This window comes from Gemmatimonadota bacterium, from assembly GCA_016714015.1.
In the GTDB taxonomy this organism is placed as follows: Bacteria; Gemmatimonadota; Gemmatimonadetes; order Gemmatimonadales; family Gemmatimonadaceae; genus Pseudogemmatithrix.
The window spans coordinates 162,082-182,154 of record JADJNZ010000002.1 but is presented as its reverse complement, the minus strand read 5'-3'; the positions used below and the strand labels follow the sequence as shown (position 1 = coordinate 182,154).

15 protein-coding genes are annotated in these 20,073 nt (G+C 71.4%); 4 read left to right on the top strand and 11 right to left on the bottom strand.

All coding sequences use genetic code 11. The features are described from left to right. Window positions 1-543: 543 nt before the first annotated feature. The 5 genes from mnmA to IPJ78_07090 are packed head-to-tail and all read right to left on the bottom strand — an operon-like array spanning window position 544 to window position 6,198. Window positions 544-1,638 (bottom strand): tRNA 2-thiouridine(34) synthase MnmA, encoded by a 1,095-nt coding sequence (mnmA, locus tag IPJ78_07110; protein ID MBK7906316.1) that lies wholly within the window; start codon window positions 1,636-1,638, stop codon window positions 544-546. Continuing rightward, window positions 1,635-2,798, bottom strand: coding sequence for a cysteine desulfurase (locus IPJ78_07105; GenBank protein ID MBK7906315.1), 1,164 nt, complete (start codon window positions 2,796-2,798; stop codon window positions 1,635-1,637). Before IPJ78_07105 ends, mnmA begins: the two co-directional genes overlap by 4 nt. A 22-nt stretch (window positions 2,799-2,820) precedes the next feature. Then, window positions 2,821-3,570 (bottom strand): hypothetical protein, encoded by a 750-nt coding sequence (locus IPJ78_07100; protein ID MBK7906314.1) that lies wholly within the window; start codon window positions 3,568-3,570, stop codon window positions 2,821-2,823. 40 nt (window positions 3,571-3,610) lie between these two features. Then, window positions 3,611-4,114: an Lrp/AsnC family transcriptional regulator gene (locus IPJ78_07095; protein ID MBK7906313.1), complete on the bottom strand. Its 504-nt coding sequence runs from the start codon at window positions 4,112-4,114 to the stop codon at window positions 3,611-3,613. After that, window positions 4,111-6,198: a bifunctional aldolase/short-chain dehydrogenase gene (locus IPJ78_07090; GenBank protein MBK7906312.1), complete on the bottom strand. Its 2,088-nt coding sequence runs from the start codon at window positions 6,196-6,198 to the stop codon at window positions 4,111-4,113. Before IPJ78_07090 ends, IPJ78_07095 begins: the two co-directional genes overlap by 4 nt. An 84-nt stretch (window positions 6,199-6,282) precedes the next feature. On the opposite strand from IPJ78_07090, the gene IPJ78_07085 reads away from it, so the two are divergent. After that, the gene (locus IPJ78_07085; protein ID MBK7906311.1) at window positions 6,283-8,982 is read left to right on the top strand and encodes a hypothetical protein; all 2,700 of its coding nucleotides are present in this window, start codon (window positions 6,283-6,285) and stop codon (window positions 8,980-8,982) included. On the opposite strand, the gene IPJ78_07080 is transcribed toward IPJ78_07085, so the two are convergent. Continuing rightward, window positions 8,900-9,412: a hypothetical protein gene (locus tag IPJ78_07080; GenBank protein MBK7906310.1), complete on the bottom strand. Its 513-nt coding sequence runs from the start codon at window positions 9,410-9,412 to the stop codon at window positions 8,900-8,902. The genes IPJ78_07085 and IPJ78_07080 overlap by 83 nt on opposite strands. Before the next feature lie 244 nt (window positions 9,413-9,656). Between IPJ78_07080 and IPJ78_07075 the strand changes: the two genes are divergently transcribed. After that, window positions 9,657-10,574, top strand: coding sequence for a DUF2167 domain-containing protein (locus IPJ78_07075; GenBank protein ID MBK7906309.1), 918 nt, complete (start codon window positions 9,657-9,659; stop codon window positions 10,572-10,574). Next, window positions 10,575-11,399 carry a hypothetical protein gene (locus IPJ78_07070; GenBank protein ID MBK7906308.1) on the top strand — a complete coding sequence of 275 codons (825 nt, stop codon included), beginning with the start codon at window positions 10,575-10,577 and terminating at the stop codon, window positions 11,397-11,399. 35 nt (window positions 11,400-11,434) lie between these two features. Here IPJ78_07070 and IPJ78_07065 read toward each other — a convergent pair whose 3' ends face one another. The 3 genes from IPJ78_07065 to IPJ78_07055 form a co-directional block, all read right to left on the bottom strand. Further along, window positions 11,435-12,655 (bottom strand): RtcB family protein, encoded by a 1,221-nt coding sequence (locus tag IPJ78_07065; protein ID MBK7906307.1) that lies wholly within the window; start codon window positions 12,653-12,655, stop codon window positions 11,435-11,437. A gap of 649 nt (window positions 12,656-13,304) precedes the next feature. Next, complete coding sequence (locus tag IPJ78_07060) at window positions 13,305-14,336, bottom strand: hypothetical protein (GenBank protein MBK7906306.1); 1,032 nt, start codon at window positions 14,334-14,336, stop codon at window positions 13,305-13,307. After that, window positions 14,333-16,981, bottom strand: a complete 2,649-nt coding sequence (locus IPJ78_07055) for a prolyl oligopeptidase family serine peptidase (protein ID MBK7906305.1) — start codon at window positions 16,979-16,981, stop codon at window positions 14,333-14,335. Before IPJ78_07055 ends, IPJ78_07060 begins: the two co-directional genes overlap by 4 nt. A gap of 94 nt (window positions 16,982-17,075) precedes the next feature. Between IPJ78_07055 and IPJ78_07050 the strand changes: the two genes are divergently transcribed. Further along, window positions 17,076-17,531, top strand: a complete 456-nt coding sequence (locus tag IPJ78_07050) for a hypothetical protein (protein ID MBK7906304.1) — start codon at window positions 17,076-17,078, stop codon at window positions 17,529-17,531. A gap of 11 nt (window positions 17,532-17,542) precedes the next feature. Here the strand turns inward: IPJ78_07050 and IPJ78_07045 are convergent, their stop codons facing one another. Both IPJ78_07045 and IPJ78_07040 read right to left on the bottom strand, forming a co-directional pair. Further along, window positions 17,543-18,115, bottom strand: a complete 573-nt coding sequence (locus IPJ78_07045; protein MBK7906303.1) for a DUF1801 domain-containing protein — start codon at window positions 18,113-18,115, stop codon at window positions 17,543-17,545. 28 nt (window positions 18,116-18,143) lie between these two features. Then, window positions 18,144-20,051 carry a M28 family peptidase gene (locus IPJ78_07040; protein ID MBK7906302.1) on the bottom strand — a complete coding sequence of 636 codons (1,908 nt, stop codon included), beginning with the start codon at window positions 20,049-20,051 and terminating at the stop codon, window positions 18,144-18,146. Window positions 20,052-20,073: the final 22 nt, after the last annotated feature.

The following is a 20,073-nucleotide window of genomic DNA, read 5'->3' as shown; positions in this document are numbered from 1 at the left end:
ACCGATCGGCGGAGCGCGACGGGGAACTCCGAGGCGAATACATAGGATGACACCGATGCGAATCGCTTCGATCTCGGTTCCTCCAGGGTTCAGCGTCGATGAACGTCGATTCGACGTGCGCCAAGCAGATCGTATTCCTCATTCACCTCGAATGAGACCTCATTCACTTCGGATCAGACCTCATTCACTTCGGATTAGCCCTATGTAATCCGATTGACTCCGCCGTTCGCGGAGAAGAACGGCTCATGCACGCTCTGTCGGCTGCCGTACGCTTCGGAGTGTTCCGATGTAATGTGTCGAAATCGACATCACGGCCGATTGCAGCCGATGACGAGCCCCAAAAACAGAGATGACAGTTCGGAGAACTCCTATGTGAGCGACCTCAGCGTCCGAAACGCTTCGGAAAGTTCCGTTTCGAGTTGCGCCCCGCGACCTGCGCCGCGGTTCCCGTCACTCGACGGCGCCAGGAGTCCGCCAAAACATCGGGTCACTCCTATGCATGGCGCCCATCCGATGCTCCGGAGCGCCTCGAGCGGGCGTCTGCTACGCCGCGCGCACCGGCAGCACGCGCCGACTCGCGGCGATCACCCCGCCGCCGAGCACGACATCGCCCGAGTAGAACACGACCGACTGCCCGGGGGAGATCGCATGCACCGGCGCATCGAGCGCGACTTCGATCGCCTCGCCGTCACGGTGCACCACATGGCCGGGGACGGTCGGCGCGCGGTGACGGATCCGCACCGCGATCGCGTCGCCGGGCGCGGGGGGCGTGGACACCAGCCAGTTCACCTCGCGCGCGACGAGGCCGCGACCGAGCAACGCCTCGCGCGGACCGATCACCACGGCGCGATCCTCCGGTCGCAGCGCGACCACGAACATCGGCTCGGCGGATCCGCCGGGCAGTCCGCGGCGCTGCCCCACGGTGTAGCGCGCGAACCCGTCATGCGTGCCCACCACGGTGCCGTCGAGCGTGACGATCGGGCCGGCCGCGAGCGCGGGGGCGTCGGCGGGGAGTTCGCGCTCGAGCACCTTCACGTAGTCGCCGTCGGGGACGAAGCAGATCTCCTGGCTCTCCGGCTTCTCGGCGGTGAGGAGCCCGAGGTCGCGCGCGGCCTGCCGCGTCTCGTCCTTGGTCATGTGGCCCACCGGGAGCTTCATCCGCGCCAGCACCGCGCGCTCGATGCCCCAGAGGAAGTAGGTCTGGTCCTTCGCGTCGTCGAGGCCGCGCTGCAGGCGCCCGTCATGGATGCGGGCGTAGTGACCCGTCGCGATCCACCGCGCGTCGATCGCGTCGGCCTTCTCGAGGAGGTCGCGGAACTTCGTGAAGGTGTTGCAGCGCACGCAGGGGATCGGCGTCCGGCCCGCCGCGTACTCGGCGACGAAGTCGGCGACCACGTCGCGGCCGAAGCGGTCCTGGAGGTTGAGCACGTAGTGCGGGATCCCGAGGTGCTCGGCCACGCGCCGCGCGTCGTTCACGCTGTCGAGCGAGCAACAGGGCTTGTCGGGGACCTCGCCGCCATCGTGGAACAGCTTCATCGTGATGCCGACGACGTCGTAGCCCTCGCGAACGAGGAGGGCGGCGGCGACCGAGGAGTCGACGCCGCCCGACATCGCGACCAGCACCCGCTCGCGCGTCACGCGACTCCGCTGAGGCCGCGCGCCTTGAGGATCAGGGCGGGGAAGAGCTCGGCGACGCGGTCGATCTGCTCGGGCGTCGTGAGCGCGCCGAGCGAGAGACGGATGGCGGCGCTCGCGAGGTCGGCGCGCACGCCCATGGCGGAGAGCACGTGCGACGGCGTGATGCTCCCGCTCTGGCAGGCCGAGCCGGCCGAGGCGGCGACGCCCTGGAGGTCGAGCGCCATCAGGAGCGACTCGGAGTCGGTGCCGGGGACGGAGACGTTGCAGATGTGCGGGGCGCGCTTGGCCCCCGTGCCGTGGATCAACGCATCGGGGACGCGCGCGAGCAGCGCGGCCTCGAGCCGGTCGCGCAGCGGCTCGAGGGTCCGCCAGTGCGCCTCGCGCTCGTCGCTGGCGAGTTCCATCGCGCGCGCGAGGCCGACCGCGTACGCGACGTTCTCCGTCCCGGGGCGGCGGCCGCGATCCTGCGTGCCACCGAAGAAGAGCGGCTCGAGCGGGGTGCCGCGGCGGATGTAGAACGCGCCGATCCCCTTGGGCGCCCCGAACTTGTGGCCGCTCACCGAGATGAAGTCGAACGGGATCGCCTTCGCGTCGATGGCGACCTTGCCGAACGCCTGCACGGCGTCCGAGTGGAAGATCCCGCCGGCCGCCTTGGTGAGCTGCGCCAGTTCCTCGATCGGCTGGATGACGCCGGTCTCGTTGTTGATCCACATCACCGACGTGAGCGCGAGCGGTCCGCTGATCTGCGCGCGCGCATCGTCGAGGTCCACGGCGCCGTCGCCGGCGATGCGGAGCAGTCGTTCCTCGGCGCCTTCCTTCTGCGCCTGATGCACCGCCTGCAGCACGGCCTTGTGCTCGATGGGCGTGGAGACCACGGCGCGCTTGCCCTGCGTCTTGAGCACGCGCCACCCGCCGAGGACGGCGAGGTTGTCGCCTTCGGTGCCGCCCGAGGTGAAGCAGACCTCGTCCGGCGCCGCGTTCAGGCAGCGTGCCACCCGCTCCCGCGCCTCGTCGAGCGCAGCGCGCGCCTCGCGGCCCCAGCGATGCGTGGAGGACGCATTGCCGAACCGGCCCGAGAAGTACGGGGTCATGGCTTCCAGCACCTCCGGACGGACCGGGGTGGTGGCAGCGTGATCGAGGTAGATGGGAGCGGGCGCCATGCCCGCAATATAAGGGAAACCCTCAGCGGCAGGCGCGGCCGCCGGCGGGGCGGGCGCCGAGTCTCCGCGCGGCCGACTCGGGCATGTACTCCCCGTTCCGGGTGTTGCCGTAGTAGGCGGTCCCGGGGCAGTGGTAGACCTTGCTCGACCGGTTGAGCCAGACGCGCACGTCCTGCGGGTCGGCGGGCACGGCACCGACGTCGCCCTGCAGGATGTCATTCTTGGTGAGGACCGGTGTCACGCGCACCACCGGGTGCAGTTCGATCCCGTTCGGCGCGTTCCCGACCTGTCCGTGCTCGTCGTCCCAGAAGGCGATGCCCTCGACCTCGATCTCGAGGCCGTCGGCGAGGTCCTGCACCGTGCGGCGTGCCTCGGCGAAGTCGGACGCGTGGCGGCTGCCGACCGCGCAGGCCGAGTCGGGGAGCTCGGCGATCAGCACGCGCGTGCGGTCCGCGGGGTCGGCGAGCACGAGATGCAGGTCGGAATCCGCGTCCTGCGGGCGCTGTTCGAGGAGGATCGCGCGCACGCGGAAGCGGCGTCGCTCGAGGGCGAGGCGACCGTTCGCGGGCTTCGACTCGCGAGGCGGCGGGAGCGCGACGAGCGCGCTGATGGTGGTCGGTTCGACGTCGGTCGCGACCGCGCCCGCATCGGCATCACGCAGGACCTTCACGTTCCATCGCTCCACCCCACCGCACGCGGCACCCTGCGCACCGGCACCCGTGGCGATCAGCGCCCCGCAGACCAACGCGACCGCCATGCGGTGACGCCTCATCGTGCTGCGCTCCCTCGGCGCCCGTCGCAGCGCCGCGCCCTCACTTCGTCACGGCGAGCGCCGTCGTCTCCTTCGCGGTCGCGAGCACGATGCTGGTCCGCGTCTCGGCGACCTTGCACTTGCCCATCAGCTCGTCGGTGATGAGCCGCTCGAGCGCGCGCGTGCCGCTGCAGCGCACCTTGAGCAGGTACTCCATTTCGCCGGTGACGTGGTGGCACTCCTGCACCCACGGCATGGTCTTGATGAGCACGAGGAAACGGTCGCGCTTGGCCTGGTCGTAGAACCGCACCGAGACGAACGCGAGCAGGCCGGCGCCGACGGCGTCGGGATCGAGGATGGCGGCGTACCCACTGATGACACCGTCGCGCTCGAGCTTGCGGACCCGCTGGGCGAGCGCGGCCGGCGACAGGCCGGTGAGTTCGCCGAGCGCCGCCCAGGTGGCGCGCCCGTCGCGCATCAGCTCTTCGAGGATCGTCTTGTCCGTATCGTCGATCAGGTGCACTCGGGACTCCGCGAGCGGTGTGGGCAGGGAGGGACCGTTCATCGCAGGAAGGCCGCGGCGTTGCCGCCATCGACCGTCATGACACAACCCGTCGTCGCCTCGGCCTGCGCCAGCCAGCCGAACGCCGCCGCCACATCGGCGGCCGTCGTCTCGCGACCGAGGAGATTCTGGCGGAAATATGCCTCGGGCGACAGCCCCCGGGCCTTCGCGCGGGCTTCGAGCACCCCCCCGCCGAAGAGGTCGGTGCGGATGCGATCGGCGTTCACCGCGTTGCTCCGGATGCCGTGGACGCCCAGGTCCACGGCGTACTGCCGCATGAGGGCGAGGAGTCCCGCCTTGGCCACGGCGTACGGGCCGAAGTCGGGGCCGGGGTTCACCGCGCTCTTGGAGGCATTGTAGAGGAGGCAGCCGCCGATGTCCTGCGCGAGCAGCACGTCGGTCACCGCGCGCGAGACGCGCTCGTGGCCCATCAGGTTGATGTCGAGCGACGCCGCGAGCCGCGCCTCGCCCTCGGCGGTGTGCAGCTGCCCCTGCGGCGCGGTGCCCGCGTTCGAGACGAGGAGGTCGATGCCGCCGAAGGAATCGATGCAGGCGTCGATCGCGCTGCGCACGGACGCGGCATCCATGACGTCGAGCCTCGCACTCGTCACGCGCAGGCCCGCGCGCGCCGCGAGTCCCGAGGCGGTGGCGGCCACCGCAGCGCCATCGATGTCGGTGCAGCAGACATGCGCACCCAGCGACAGGAGGTGCTCGGCGGTCGCGCGACCGATCCCGGCCGCTGCACCGGTGACCAGCGCGATGCGACCGGCGAGCGGCCCCGGCGTCCCGCCCTTCGCGAGCTTCGCCTGCTCGAGCGACCAGTACTCGACGTCGAAGAGGTCGAGTTCCCCCACCGGGGTGTAGCGTCCGACCGCCTCCGCGTCGAGCATGACCTGCGCCGCACGCGCGAGGATGTCACCCGCGATGCGCGCGTCGGCCAAGGTGCGCCCGAGCGTGAGGGCGCCGCACCCCGGGACGAGCACGAGGCGCGGCGCGGCATCGAGCGGTCGCACCTCGCGTGCGCGCGCCGATGTGCCGCGCCGCACGAACTCGGCGTAGTCGGCGGCGTGCGCGGCCACCGCCTCGATGATGCAGGACGTGAGCGCATCCGGTTGGCTCCCGGTGTCCATCGTGCCCGCGCCGTCCGTCGGCAGGTCGAGCCAGAGCGGGCGCGGCTTGGTGCGGATCACGTGGTCGGGCGTCACGGTGCCGCGCGCGGTGAGCTCGCGACCGGCGGGATGCGCGAGCAACGCGCGGATCGCGGGCTCGGCGCGCCACTCCATGACGAAGCGGCCGGAGCCGGCGCGTTCGAGCGCACCGCGGAGCCGCGGCGCGATCCGCCGACGCCACGCGTCGCGGTCGGGCCGGAGCGGGGCCGGGGCGACCGCCACCGCGGGACGATGCGCGGTGCGCCACTCGGCCGCGGCGCGCACGCCGTCGATCATCCGCTCGTAGCTCTCGAGCGCGGTCGCGCCCCACGTGAAGATCCCGTGCTGTTCGAGGATGAGCCCGTGCTTGCCGCGCAGGTCCCGGCCGAGCTCGACGACGCGCTTGGCGAGCGCGAAGCCGGGCATCACGTAGGGGATGAAGAGGAAGGCGTCGCCCCAGACCTCGCGCGCGATCGCGCGCGCATCGGGCTGGTCCTGGAGCGCGCAGACGGCATCGGCGTGCGTGTGGTCGACGAACTTCCCCGGGAGGAAGGCATGGAGGAGCGCCTCGACCGAGGGAGTCGGGCTCGACGGGTCGAGCATCTGCGAACGCAACCCGGCGACCATCGCGTCGTCGTCGAGTGCCTCGAGGGCGCAGAGACGACGCAACGGTTCGAGGCGGCAGGCCGCGAAGCCCTGGGGTTCGATCGTCGCGAGATCCCAGCCGGAGCCCTTCACGCAGAGCACCTCGACGGGGGAGCCGTCGATCTCGCGTGCGGTCGTCTTCACCGAGGTGTTGCCACCCCCGTGCAGGACGAGCGAGGGGTCGGCGCCGAGGAGGCGCGAGGTGTAGGTGCGGAGCGCGAGATCCTCGCCCCAGCGGGCGCCGAGCAGGGTGACGATGCTCTCGGCATCGTCAGGGTGGTACCGTGATCGCATCCGGCGAAGGTATGGCGCCTCACGCGCACCCACCAGTCGGGAGTCGTCTGGTCGTGCGGGAGCGGGGTCCGTAGCTTCTCGCGCATGTCCTCCTTCTCCTCGCCGGCTCGTCGCGCGTTCGCGTTCGCCCTCCTCTCCCTCGCGCTCGCCTGCCGCGATGGCGCCGACGACGGAGCGCCGGTGCCCGGGGTCGCCCACTCGCTCGCGGAGTCACGCGCGCAGTCCATCCGCGACCTGCGCTATGCGGTGACCCTCACGATCCCCGAGGCCCGCGACTCCGCCGTGCGCGGGGTGGTGGAGGCGTCGTTCACCTGGAGCGGCGTCGGCGACGTGGTGCTCGACTTCCGGGCCCCGGCATCGCAGGTGGGCGTCGTGCGCGTCGACGGGGACACCGTCACGCCGGCGCTCGTGCCCGATCACGTGGTGATCCCGGCGGCGCGCGTGCCGGCCGGCGCGCACACCGTTTCCGTCGCGTTCACCAGCACCGATGCGGCGCTCAACCGTCAGGAGGAGTTCCTCTATGCGCTCTTCGTTCCTGACCGTGCGTCCACGGCGATCCCGGTCTTCGAGCAGCCGGACCTGAAGGCGAAGTGGACGATCACGCTCGAGCTGCCCGCCGCCTGGAGCGCGGTGAGCAACGGTCCGCTCGTGACGCGCGACAGCACGGCAGCCGGCGCGGGCCGTCATCGGGTCGCGTTCGCCGAGACGGCGCCGATCAGCACCTATCTCGTCACGTTCGCCGCGGGGCGGCTCCAGCAGGAGCAGGCGGTGCGCGGCGGGCGCACGTTCACGATGTACCATCGAGAGACCGACGCGGCGCGCGTCACGCGGAACCGCGACGCGATCTTCGACCTCCACGCCTCGGCGCTCGCCTGGCTGGAGGCGTACACCGGGATCCCGTACCCCTTCGCGAAGTACGACTTCTTCGCGGTGCCGGCGTTCCAGTTCGGCGGGATGGAGCACCCGGGCGCGGTCTGGTATCGCGCCGACGCCCTGTTCCTCGACGAGGCTCCGGCGCGCACGCAGGAGCTCGGGCGCGCGAGCCTCATCGCGCACGAGACCGCGCACATGTGGTTCGGGGACCTGGTCACCATGCGCTGGTTCGACGACGTGTGGATGAAGGAGGTCTTCGCGAACTTCATGGCGGCGAAGATCGTCGCGCCGGCGTTCCCGGACGTGGATCACGCGCTGCGGTTCTTCCAGGCGCATCACGCGACGGCCTACGGTGTGGACCGGACGCCCGGGGCGAACCCGATCCGGCAGGATCTCGCCAACCTATCGGACGCTGGTTCGCTCTACGGGGCGATCATCTACCAGAAGGCCCCGGTGGTGATGCGGCAACTCGAGGCGCTCGTGGGCGACACGGTCTTCCGGGACGGGCTGCGCACGTATCTCGCGCAGCATCGCTTCGCCAATGCGACCTGGCCGGATCTCGTCGGGGCGCTCGACTCGCTCACGCCCGTGGATGTGCGCGCGTGGAGCCGCGTCTGGGTGGAGGAGCCGGGGCGACCGACGGTGCACGCCGAGTGGGTCGGCGGTGCGCTGCGACTCCGCCAGCGGGACGAGTGGTCGACGCTGGCACAGCGGATCGATCAGACCGGTGCGCCGGCCCCTGCGCGGGCGTTGCGGTGGCCGCAGCGGATCACGACGCTCGTCGCGTGGGGCGACTCGGTGCGCCTCGTGCGGGGAGAGCTCGTCGCGGACTCCGCGGTGATCGACGTGCCCGACGCGCCTTCCGGCGCGCCGGAGGTCATCCTCGCCGCGGTGGACGGCGAGAGCTACGCGCGCTTCCCGTTGTCGGACGACACGAAGCGGGTCCTCCTCGCGCGCGTCGCGGCGCTCGACGTCCTCCTGCCGGCACCGTTGCACCGCGCGGTCGCCTGGCAATCGCTCCATGAGGAGCTGCTCGATGGCGCACTGGCCCCTGAGCCGCTGCTCGCGGCGGTGCTCGCGGCGCTGCCCGCGGAGCGCGATGAACTCGTCGCCTCGCAGCTCACGGGACTGATCCGGTCCCTCTACTGGCGCTACCTCCCCGACAGGACGCGTCGTGCGCAGGCGCCCACGGTGGAACGCGCGCTCTGGGCCGCTTTGGACGCGGCTCCGACGCCGGGTCGGAAGGGCGCGTTGTTCAGTGCCATCGTCGGCGTGACGCTGTCGGAGGAGGGCGTCGCGCGACTCGAGCGCATCTGGCGCACGCGCCAGGCACCGCGCGGCTTCCCGGTCTCGGAGTCGCAGTACATCGCGATCGCCGAGGGGCTCGCGCTGCGCGGGGTGGCGAACGCGGAGGCCATCCTCGACGAGCAGGAGCGGCGCATCACGAACCCGGACCGGCTGGCGCGCGCGCGCTTCATGCGGCCCGCGCTCTCGGCCAGCGTCGCGCGGCGCGACTCGCTCTTCCGGTCCTTCGCACAGGTCGAGCGCCGGCGGCGCGAGAGTTGGGTTCTCGACGCGATGGGCGCGATGAACCACCCGCTGCGCGCGCACGAGTTCCTGCCGAACCTCGACGCGGCCCTCGGCCTCACCGAGGAGATCCAGCGCACGGGCGACATCTTCTTCCCGCTGGGGTGGATGTCGGCCACGCTCGGCGGGCATGCGTCGCCGGAGGCGTGGGCGATCGTGCGCGAGCATCTGCGCACGCACCCCGCGATGAACGCGCGGGTGCGCGGGAAGATGCTGCAGGCGTCGGACGAACTGTTCCGGGTCAGCCGGCGGGGAACCGCGGATTCTCGGTCATCCGCTCGAGGAACCCCGGGTGCCGCTGCAGCATCACGTACCCCGCGATGAGCACCGCGAGGGCGTTCGCCGCGATGAGCGACCACCAGGGCAGCACCTCGCGGATCCCTTCCGAGAGCGCGCCGATGAGGGCGATGGTGCCGGCGAAACCCGCGACGATGAAGAGCAGGGCGATCTGCGCCTGCATGGGGCGCAACTCGGCCTCGTGCACCAGCCGGCAGACGACCACGCCGATCAGCAGCGAACCCGCGAGGTGGAGTGCGCTGTAGGCGGCGATCCCCGCGGGATCGATCGGCCACGACCCGCCCGCGGCGGTGAGTTCACCGGGGCCGCGCAGGAGGATGATCCCGAGCTGGTTGACCGTGTACAGCGCCCCGCGCGCCGCGACGAGATCGAAGGCGAGGTAGAAGGCCGCGACCGCGGCGAAGGCGAGGCTGCCGATGATCAGGCCCTCGCGGATCCATCGGGTGGTGTTTGACATGGCGCGCTCGGGCTCGGGGACACCTGCATCCTAGGTGCGGGACCGGGTGAAGTCATCGGAGGAAAGCCCGACAATCGTGTACGGAGTTGCGGCGGGGGTCCGCCGCGGCGCATGGCCGCGCATCCGACGGTGCGGACCCGAGCAGGCGCGCGCCCGATCGGTTTGCGTGCCCCGGAGCGCGGGCGCAGATTCAGCGCGTCCGGACCCTCGATGCACCCTGCCGTTCCCCGTCCCCGGAGGGACCATGCCCCGCTTCCGCTCGACGCTCGCGACGCTCGCCGTCGGACTCGTCCTCGTCCCGTGGGGTGCGAGCGCCGCGCAGGAGGCCGGCGCGAAGCCGGGCCAGGGACCGCAGGTGGAACGCCCGGCGCCCACCGAGCCGGAGGGCCCGCAGGTGCCGTGGCTCACCGGCCCGATACAGGGGAATCTCGGCGTCCTCGCCCACGTGCAGGTGAAGGATGGCTGCGGCTTCGCGGACGATGACGGCACCCGCCTCTTCCTCACGCGCACGCAGAATCCCACCAGCGGCAGCGAGCAGGGCATGGTCATCTGCGAGGTGGTCGGCGCGGCCGGCGACACCTCGCAGTGGTTCGCGGTCTTCGAGTACGACGACGTGGGCTATGTGAAGGATGACGAAAAGGGCTCGCTCGATGCGGATGCGATCCTCAAGTCGCTCCGCGAGGGGAACGAGGCGGGCAACGAGTACCGGCGCGAGAAGGGATGGGCGGAGCTCGAGCTCGTCGGGTGGGAGCGGACGCCGTACTACGATCCGGCGACGAACAACCTCACTTGGGCGACGCGGGTGCGCGCGTCCGACGGCGGCGAGTCGATCAATCACTCCGTGCGCCTGCTCGGCCGTGGCGGCGTCATGAAGGTCGACCTCGTGGTCGCGCCGGAGTCCTACAGCGGCTCGATGGCGGACTTCGGGGTGTTGGTCGCGTCGCACGAGTTCAACTCGGGACTCAAGTACGCGGAGTGGCGTGACGGCGACCGGGTGGCCGCGTACGGCCTGACGGCGCTGGTGGCGGGCGGCGCGGGAGCGCTCGCGCTCAAGTCTGGGCTGCTCGGCAAGTTCTGGAAGCTGATCGTCGCGGCCGGCGTCGCGATCACCGCGGGCGTGCGCAAGCTCTTCGGTGGCAAGCAGGAGGGGGCGGCGGGTTAAGTGGCGCTCGGACTCGTCGACGGCGGGCTCGTCCTCACGTTCGGGGCACTCGTCGCGGCGGACGGTCTGGCGCGCGTCCCGGCGCGCGGCGTGGTGTTCGGCCGCACATCGTTCGGTGCGTGGCGTGCTGCCCAGCCGGCGACGCGCGCGGGACTGCGGCTCACGGCGCCGCTCGCCCCGTTCACGAGCGGGATCGTCGCGCCGTGGGCGCCGGCGACGATCGTGTCCGCGGCGGAGTTCACGGATCGACTGTCGCGAACGGACGGCGCGCGACGGATGCTCGCGCTGCTCGGGGCGACGCAACTCATCGGCTTCGTGGTGGGGCTTCCGGCCGCCGTCGCGTACTGGAGTGGCGCCGGATTGATCGCGGCGCTCGTCGCGAACCTCGTGATCTCGATGGCGATCGCCGCCGCCGCGCGCGGCGCCATGCGGAGCCTTGGTCCCTCGGTCGGTGACGGGTGGGGGGCTCGCCTGCTGCGCGCACTCTCGCCGTTCTCCGCCGCGGCCGCATCGAATGACGTGCTGCGGGCGGCGGCGGCGCACGTCCCGGCGGTGGCCGCCGCGCGCGTGCTGCTCCCCGCGGCGACGTTCGCGCGCTGGGTGCGCCCCTTCGCGTGGGATCATGTGCGGGTGTCGGCGGATCCCGTCCTCGCCGCGTGCGTCGGCGAGGACGAGCTCGCCCGATGGATCGCGTCCGCGCCGGAGCGCATCGACGCCACCGCGCTCGGCTACTGCCCGCGGTGCGCGGCCGAGTTCGCGACGGTCGCGGCCGAGTGTCCGGCGTGCGGGGTCGCGGTCAGTGCGTACGACGAGGTGTCGCGCTGATGCGCGACGACTGACGGCCGGCCCGCGGCCGGTCGTCAGTCCTTGTACGGATCGAACTCGTTCGCGCCGGCCATCACGACGACCAGTGGACGCAGTCGGTGCAACACCTCGATGGTGCCTCCCTGCGCGACCAGCACGTCAGGCAGGCGGCGGTAGACGTGCGGACTCTCGTCCACACCACCGCCCCGGAGGATCACGCCCCGCTCGCGTACCCAGGCCTGCATCATGCCCTGCGAGATGGCGCCGCGGAATCCACCCTTCCCCTTGCGCCGCGAGCCGGCGGCGGCGGTCCGCGACATCACCCGACCGGCACCGTGGACCGTGGAGTAGAGCGCGTCTCGCTGGAGCGCCGACCGCGGGTCCTCCGCCTCCGGCACGACGGCGCCACGCACGATCACGGCGTCGTCTCCCATCGAACCGCCGATGAAGCCGAGTTGCCCCGGGAAGGCCGGCGTGGCGCCCTTCCGCACGACCACGAGCTCCTCGCCGTGGTGCGATTCCTTCCACGCGAAGTTGTGATGATTGTGCACCATCTCCTGCTCGATCCCACCGAGCAGACGCACGACCTTCCGCGCGACCCACTCACGACCGGCATACGCGTACCGGCCGGCGAGCGACATCAGCTGCCAGTAGTCCGCGCCGAGGGGGCCGCCGATGTCGAGGAGCACCTCACGCTCCTTCACGCGCGCGTCCCACGCCTCACCCTGCGACAGCGCGAGGAACGCCGAGGCGATGGTGTGGCCGAGACCGCGCGAACCGAAATGCACGCCCACCCAGATCGCCCCCACCTCGTCGACGAAGACGTCGACGTAGTGGTTGCCCGAGCCGACCGTGCCGAGCTGCGCGCGCGCCTTCTCGCGCAGCGCCGTGCGGAAGCGGTCGGGGACGGCGAGCCACGTCTCCTCGGCGAAGAGGGCGTGGTCGGTCGGGGCATCATCTGCGCGGTTCTTCCGTCCCACGCCGAAGCTGACCGTCGCCGCGATCTCGTCCGCGAGGGTCGCGAGCGTCGCGTGCTGCGTCGCGGCGTCGTCGCCGAACGCGGCGAGCGTGAGGTCCGTGCGGATCGCGGCGTTGCCGCACGCGATGTCGAAGCCGACGCCGACGACCGAGACCTGGTCGCGGTACGCGGCGACGCCGCCGATCGGCATGACGTAGCCGACGTGGCCGTCGGCCATGAGGGCAGCGTCGACCGCGTTGGCGCGGACGTGCTCGAACTGGACGAGGGTCTTCTCGTCGTGCTGTCCGAAGATCTGCATGGGAACTTCCGTGTGCTCGGGATGCGTGAGGTACGGCGGGCTGGAGCGGGGCGATTCGGTGTTGCGCGCCCCCGGGGCGGGGCGAGTGCGCACCGCGGTGCGCCCCGGGGGCAGTCCTGCTTCGCGGGGGTATCGCCGAACGTCGGGAGTCGCGTGCCTTCCGTTCGTGATACCGTCTCATGGGACCCCGCGGTGCCAGGATGACGAAGACCCCGCCTGGCTCGGGGAGCGCAGGCGGGGTCGTGGTTCCCCCGTCGGGAGAGGAGGGACGCTACTCGCGTCGCATCCTTCGTCCCTCGCCTGCGCGGTGCTGCTGGTCATCGGTGATCATCGCATTCGTCAACGGCTTCGCCACGGACGTGCGGCTCCTGCCGCACGCGTACGTGCGCGCGCGAAGCCCGGCGGCGTCGCCGAGGCGTGCGAAGCGGATCTGGGGACGAATGGCGGAGCGTGACATGACGGAACCGATGCTGGGAACGAGAGGGAGCTGTGGTCGGGCGAGGCCTGGAACGAAAAAGGAGTCGCGTCCACGTCGACCGTCCGGCGACCTGGCCGGAGGATTCGAACGATGGGACGCGACTCCCGATACGGCGCGAACGATAGGCGGGCGCTTCCGAACTGTCAAGTGGGCGTCAGCGCGCCCTCGTGCTCACCGACGCGTGACGACCAGCGGCGAGTATGCGACCCCATCCGGCGTCTCGCCGACACCGAGCTCGCCGATGACCCTGCGCGACGCGACGTCGATGATGGCCACTCGGCCGGTCGCACTGAGCGAGAGCAGCGCGAAGCGCGCGTCGGGCGTGAGCGTGATGCCCTGCGGTCCGGCGCCGGGGAAGGCGAGGCGACCGAGTTCACGGCGCGACGCGCGCTCCACGAAGCGCAGCGCCTCGCCGCGATAGTCGGGGAGCAGGACGAGCTTCGCGTCCGGCGTGAAGAGCACACGGTACGGCCAGCCGAACCCGTCGGCGGCGGTGCTGACCGTGCCGGTGCGCGCGTCGACGACGCTGACGACGCCGGTCGCGTTGCTGCCGACCCAGGCCTCGCTGCCGTCGGGAGCGACGTTGATCGCCTCGGGCTGCGCAGGCACCGCGATGTGGCGCAGCATGCGACCCGTCGCGAGGTCGAGCTCGGTGACGGTGTTGCTGCCGATGTCACCGGTCCAGGCACGCACGCCGTCGGCGGCGACGCCGACCATGTGCGAGCCCGACTGCCCGGTGGGCACGGCGCGCACGATCGCGCCGCTGCGGAGGTCGACGAGGATCACCGCGCGGTTGGTCTCGGAGGTGACGGCCACGATGGTGTCGCCGGGGAGCATCACGAGCCCGTGCGGCCGCTGATACTCGCCGAGCGGGATCGTGCGGCGGACGCGGAGGGCGGCGATGTCGATCACCGTGAGCGTGCTGCCCGGTGCGGGGCCGGTGCCGTAGTCGGTCACGACGGCGGTGCGGCCGTCGCGCGAGGCGACGATCTCGTGCGGGCCGTTCCCGGTGGGAAGCGTGGCGAGCACGGTGCCGCTCGCCGCATCGACGATCGTCGCGGTGCTCGGTGCCTTGTTGGTGACGATCACGGTGCCGGTGAAGCCGGTGGCCTGCGCCTGAGCGGCGGGCGCGGACATCACGACGCCGACGCAGGCGAAGCCGACCCACCCGCGCCGGATGAAGGAGCGGAGGTCGGTGTTCATGGCGTGAACGTCGCCTTGGCGCCCTTCACGTGCACATCGAACCAGGCGATCCAGCGCGCCCACTGGTCGAGGTCGCTCTCGTAGGTCATCACGCTGTGGTCCTCGTAGGGATAGAGGTACAGCGCGGCCTCCTTGCCGAGGCCCTGCAACGCGTTGAACATGCGGATCGAGCTGATGGGCGCCGTGCCGGTGTTCTGGTCCTCGAGGTTGTGATAGAGGAGCAAGGCCCCGCTGATCTTGTCCGCGCGGAAGAACGGCGACATGTCGAGATAGGTATCCTGTGCCTCGTAGAAGTTGCGGCGCTCGCTCTGGAACCCGAACGGCGTGAGCGAGCGGTTGTACATGCCGTCGCCCGCGATGCCGGCCTTGAAGTAGGGCACGAGCGTCATCGCGTTCACCGTGCTGAACGCGCCGTAGCTGTGGCCGCCGATGCCCATCCGGTCGCGGCGCACGAAGCCCGAGTCGACGATCGCGTCGAGCACGGCGTCGAGGTTCTCCTTCAGGTCGCGCGTGTAGTTGTCGTTCATGCGGCCCGAGTCGCCGAAGATCGGGATGTCGGGCTCGATGAAGACATAGCCGCCGGCCACCCAGAGCTCCGTCGCCGTCGCGGGGCGCGCCGCGGGGACGGCGGGGTAGAGGTTGACGTTCGTCGTCCAGCGCGAGCGCTGGTACGCCTGCTCCGTCGCGTACTCGCGCGGATAGAACCAGATGACGCCGGGCGTGCCGCTCTCCTTCGTCCAGCCGCGGGGGAAGACGAGGTCCACCCAGAGCTTGTATCCGTCGCGGGGGCGCGTGACCTGGATCCGCTTGCGCATCCCCTGCGTCACCTCCGGCGCGACGTCCACCGCATGGGTGAGCTGACGCACGGCGCCGCTGCGCGTGTCGCGCAGCCACGCGTCCTCGATGGTCGTGGCCGACTGCCGCGTGACGATCACCTCGCGGTGATCATCATCGAGCGGCGTGACGACGCGCTCGAAGAGATCGGCCGGGGCGTCGATCACGCGGGTGCGCGTGGCCGTGGCGATCTCGATCCGGTCCACCCACGGCCGCGGTGCGCGCGTCGCCCACTGCGCGCCGTAGGTGCGCTGGCCGCTCACGAACACCTGCTGGCCATCGCCCGACACGATCACGAAGGTCTGCCCGTTCGGTCCGCGCTTGGTCGCGAGTGCGCCGCCGGTCCCCACCGTATCCGCTGCCGCGCCGCCACCCGCTCCGCCGCCGAAGCCACCACCGCCGAAGCCGCCGAACCCGCCACCCGCGCCGGGCAACGTGACCCCGCGCCCGAGCGGGTGCTTGCGCGACCGGTCGGCCACGCGGATCGCCGAGACCATCCCGCTGTCGGTGACGAACATCCACGTCGCGTCGGCGCTGTACACGAGATTGGTGAACTGGGGGCCGCCCTCATGGATCACCTTCGTGTCGTTCGGTCCGTAAGGCGGCAGCCACTGCATGTAGCGCACGCTCGTCGCCAGCGCGCGTCCGGCGCCCCGGGCGGGGCGCCCTTCGCCGGCCGACGGGGTCGCCGAGGCCGTGGCGAACACCGACTGCAGATACACGAGTCCGGGGCCCACGGGATTCCACTGGATGTTGCGCTTGCCCGTGTCGGCCGCGGCCGGTCCGCCCGCGCCACCCGGTCCGCCTCGGCCTTCCTCGCGCAACGGCGTGCGCTGCAGCGTCGCGACCACGTTGCCCGATGCGTCCCACAGCTCCTGCACGCCGCCGAACGCGCTCACGGGGACGAGATACGAGAACGGCTCCGTCATGCGCGTCACGCGGAAGTGCGTCGCATCGCTCGAGGCGTCCACGTCGCGGATCATCGCCGGCGCGCCGATCTTGCGCACCGTGCGCTTGGCGATGTCGATCATCGCGAGCTGGCCGGTGGTGTGCCACTTCACGAGCGCCTGGTCATGCACGTCCTGGAGCAGGCTCCAGTGGACCGGCTGCGGAACGGCGCGCGACTGCGACAGGCGCACGGCGGGACCGTCCTCGACCCCACCGGGGCCGTGCGTCGGCTCCGGGGCGCGCGCCTCGGGGATGAGCACGACGAGCAACTGCTTGCCATCTGCAGTGAAGCGGAGGTCGGTCACGAGCGTCGCGAGCAGCGGCGTGCGCGTGACCTGCGTCGCGCGCCCGGTGGCGACATCGGCGACGAACGCGTGGGACGCCGTCTCGAAGTTCGCGATGAACGCCACCTGCGTCCCGGTCGGCGACCAGGTCTCCGCCGAGACGGTGGCACCGGCGGGCACCTGGATGGTGCGGTTCTCGCCGGAGCGCGGATCGACGAGCACGAGTCCGGTGCGGGTGCTCACCGTGAGCGACCGCGAGCGGTTGGCGCGCGTGTCGAGCGCGAGTCCGCCGAGATAGATGTGCGGCGCGCCGTATTTCGCGACGGTCCCGCGATCCTGGCCGGTCGTCCGCAGGAACCATCGCCGGTCAGGACTCGGCGCGTCGAACGAGATGTCCGTGCGCGGCGCGAGCACGATCCGTTCGATGGCCGCGGGCGGGCGGACGTACGACTCGGTCTTGAGGATCGCCTGCGGGTCCCAGGCGGCGGGCGCGGGTGCGGCGGCCTGTTGGGCACGTGAGGCGATGGGGAACGCGGCGCAGGCAAGCGTTGCGAGCGTGAGGCGGAACGACGGCTTCATGGAGGATCCCGTGGAGGTGACGGCCACGCGGTGTACGGGGTAAGGTGGGGGAACGCTGACGCACCGACCAGTGTCGGCACCCTTCCGGTCATTCATGTCCCCTCGCCTCCTCCCGACGCTCGCGCTCCTCGGCGTCTGCGCGACCGGCTCCGCCTGCGATGGGGCGACCGCCGCGAGTCCGGTCGTCGCCGAGTACGCGCTGGTCACGCTCTCGGCCGCGACGCTGCCCGCCGTGCCGTTCGAGGGTGCCGGCGTCACCATCCTCGGTGACACCATCCGTCTGCGCGAGGACGGGACCGGCGTCCGAGACGTGCGGTACATGGAGGGGAACACCCGAGCCCTGCGTGGAGGCCGGTCGGCGCTCACGTGGCGCGCGATCGGGGACTCGCTCGAGGTGTCGGTCGTGTGCCGCGACCAGGTCCTCGCGGACTGCCTCGCCCAGCCGCACCTCGCGGGTCGGCTGTCGAGCCCGGGACGGCAATGGATGATCGCGCGCGCCGCGATCTATCGTGACGTCCCCGCCGTGTACAACCCGATCGGGGTCCGCTGAGGCGCGCGCGGCTACTTCTTCTTTGCGGCGACCTTCTTCGCGGTAGCCTTCTTCACGGTCGCCTTCTTCATCGGCGGTGACTTCGCCGCGACCTTCTTCGCCGCGGCAGTCCCCTTCGACTTCCACGCGCCAGGCCCTGCGGCCGTGAAGTACATGTCGACGTAGCGCGCGGTCGGGGCGCGCTTGATCGCCGCCGCGAGGACCTCCAGGTCCAGGTCCGCGAGCGACTTGAATCGCAGGCAGCTCTTCCCCATGTCGATCTTCCGGCCACGCCGCGCATACTCGGCGCGGATCCACTGCTCACCGTTCACCGGGTCCAGGTACGCGAACATCATGTACACGGCCATGTTCTGCTTCTGCGACGCGAGCCCCATGTAGGGCAGCGGCTGCGACGGGTCGCAGTGGTAGCCGTTCGGGAAGATGTGATGCGGCACGTAGTAGCCGATCATGCCGTACTGCATCCCCTCCTCGATCTGCCCGTCGACGTTCGCGAGGATCACCTTCCGGACCGCCTCGATCGCCGCGCGACGGTCGGCGGGCAGTTCCTTCAGGTACTGCGCGACCGTCGTAGCCTTGCTCTGCATGAGGACTCCGGGGCGTGGGAGACTGGGGTCAGCGACCGCAGCTGGGGTACGACGGGTCCGGTCCGGCGATCGCGGGGCGTGTCGGTCGCGCCGCGATCGCGCTCATCACGTCGTGGATGAACTGCGCGAGCCGCGCCGAATGCTCGTACTCGATGTACTGCGGCTCGTCGGTCAACTGGTGGTAGTCCTGCGCGTACCCCAGCGAGAAGTAGGTCACCGGGATGTTCTTGCTCACGTAGCTCACCTGGTCGGAGCGGCAGAAGCGGTTGAGCGGGTTCGCCGTCACGTCCCAGCTCTTGTCGATCGCCATCGGCGTGGGGCTGTTGGCGTTCACGGAGTCGATGATGTCACCGAACTCGCGCGAGAGCCGGCGCGCGCCGAGCATCTGCACCGAGTTGGGGCCGCCGAACTTCACCTGGTCGGCGCGGCCCTTGCCGAGCATGTCCATGTTGTGCGCCGCGACGATCTGGTCGAGCGGGACGGTGGGATGGTCGACGAACCACCGCGACCCGAGCAGGCCCTGCTCCTCGCCCTGGTGCGAGACGAAGATGATGGAGCGCGCCGGCTTCTCCGCCGCGAACCGCTCGGCGATCTCGAGGAGCACCACCGTGCCCGATCCATCGTCATCGGCGCCGTTGAAGACCGAGTCCATCCGCGCGGGGCGGATCCGCCGTGCGCGCGCGATGAGCGAGTCGATGCGACGCTGCTGGTCCGGCGTGGGCTGGCAGGCCGGATCGTTCGCCCCCTGCCGGCGCGTGACCGTGTTCACCGCGCGAAGCGAGTCGTGGTCCACCGGCTGGCCGGTCGTGCCGACGTGGTCGCTGTGCGCGCCGACGAGGACGTACTCGCTGGCGAGCCGCGGGTCGGAGCCCGGCAGGACCGCCACGACGTTCCGCGCGGGGGAGGTGGAGGGACTCCAGTCGTAGGTGTAGTCGAGGTCGATGGCGGCGCCCGTGGTGCCCACCGCGAGGCCCTCGACGCCGCGCCCGAAGATCCGCTCGGCCACCGCGCGCGAGATCGTCGCGCCGGCCACGTTCGAGGAGGTGCCGGGGATCGCCGACGGCTTCATGGTGGGGCGCGGCGCGAGCGCGGCCGCGCGCGCCGTCTCGTTCATCGCGTCCAGCCCGATCACGAGCACGCCGGCGGCGCCGGCCGCGATGGCGCGGCGGTCCTGTGCCGGGGCCTGGCGCGCCAGGACGGGGCCGGCAGGACGAGGCGCGTTGCGCGTGGCCGTCTCGAGGGCGATCACCGCGGCCGCGCCGAACCGGTCGGGCAGGTCCGCGCAGCTGACGAAGGTCGTCGGCGCGCGATTCGCCGCCGTGCCGCCCGCGGCGGCGTCGCTCACGAAGACGGCGATCTTCCCGCGGAAGACGGCCGGGTCGAGCGTGACGGTCGTGTCGTTCCAGCGGCCCGCGAAGACCGCCGCCGTTCCGCGCACCGCGGCGCGCGCGGCGTAGCCGTTCGCGAGCGTCGGCGCGGTGGGCACGAACTCGGTGCCCACGCTCGCCGAGGCCCCGCCGATGCGGAGGCCCATCGACGCGCGGTCGAAGCCGAGCGGGCCATATGGCATCACCTGGAACCAGGTGCCGTCATCGCCGGCCGGCTTGAGGCCGAGCCGCGCGAACTCGCGCGCGATGTACTCCGTGGTCTTGGTGTTCCCCGGCTCTCCCATGCGTCGCCCGCGCATCGAGTCGTCGGCGATCTGGTAGAGCCGCGTCCGCAGGTCGTTCGCGGTGATGCGCGTCTCGGTCGGGCGCGGCGCCCACTTGCGCGGCCCCTCGTCGGGCCAGACGCGATGGTCGGGCGCGGCGGCGCGCGCCGGTCTGTTCGGGGCCGTCGATTGCGCGTCGAGACGGAAGGGCATCAGCGCCGCGGCACCGAGCGAGAGCGAGAGCAGGACGGCCTGCGCGGCACGGCGGATCGAGACGAGCGACATCGGAACCCCTCGGCCCTCCCGG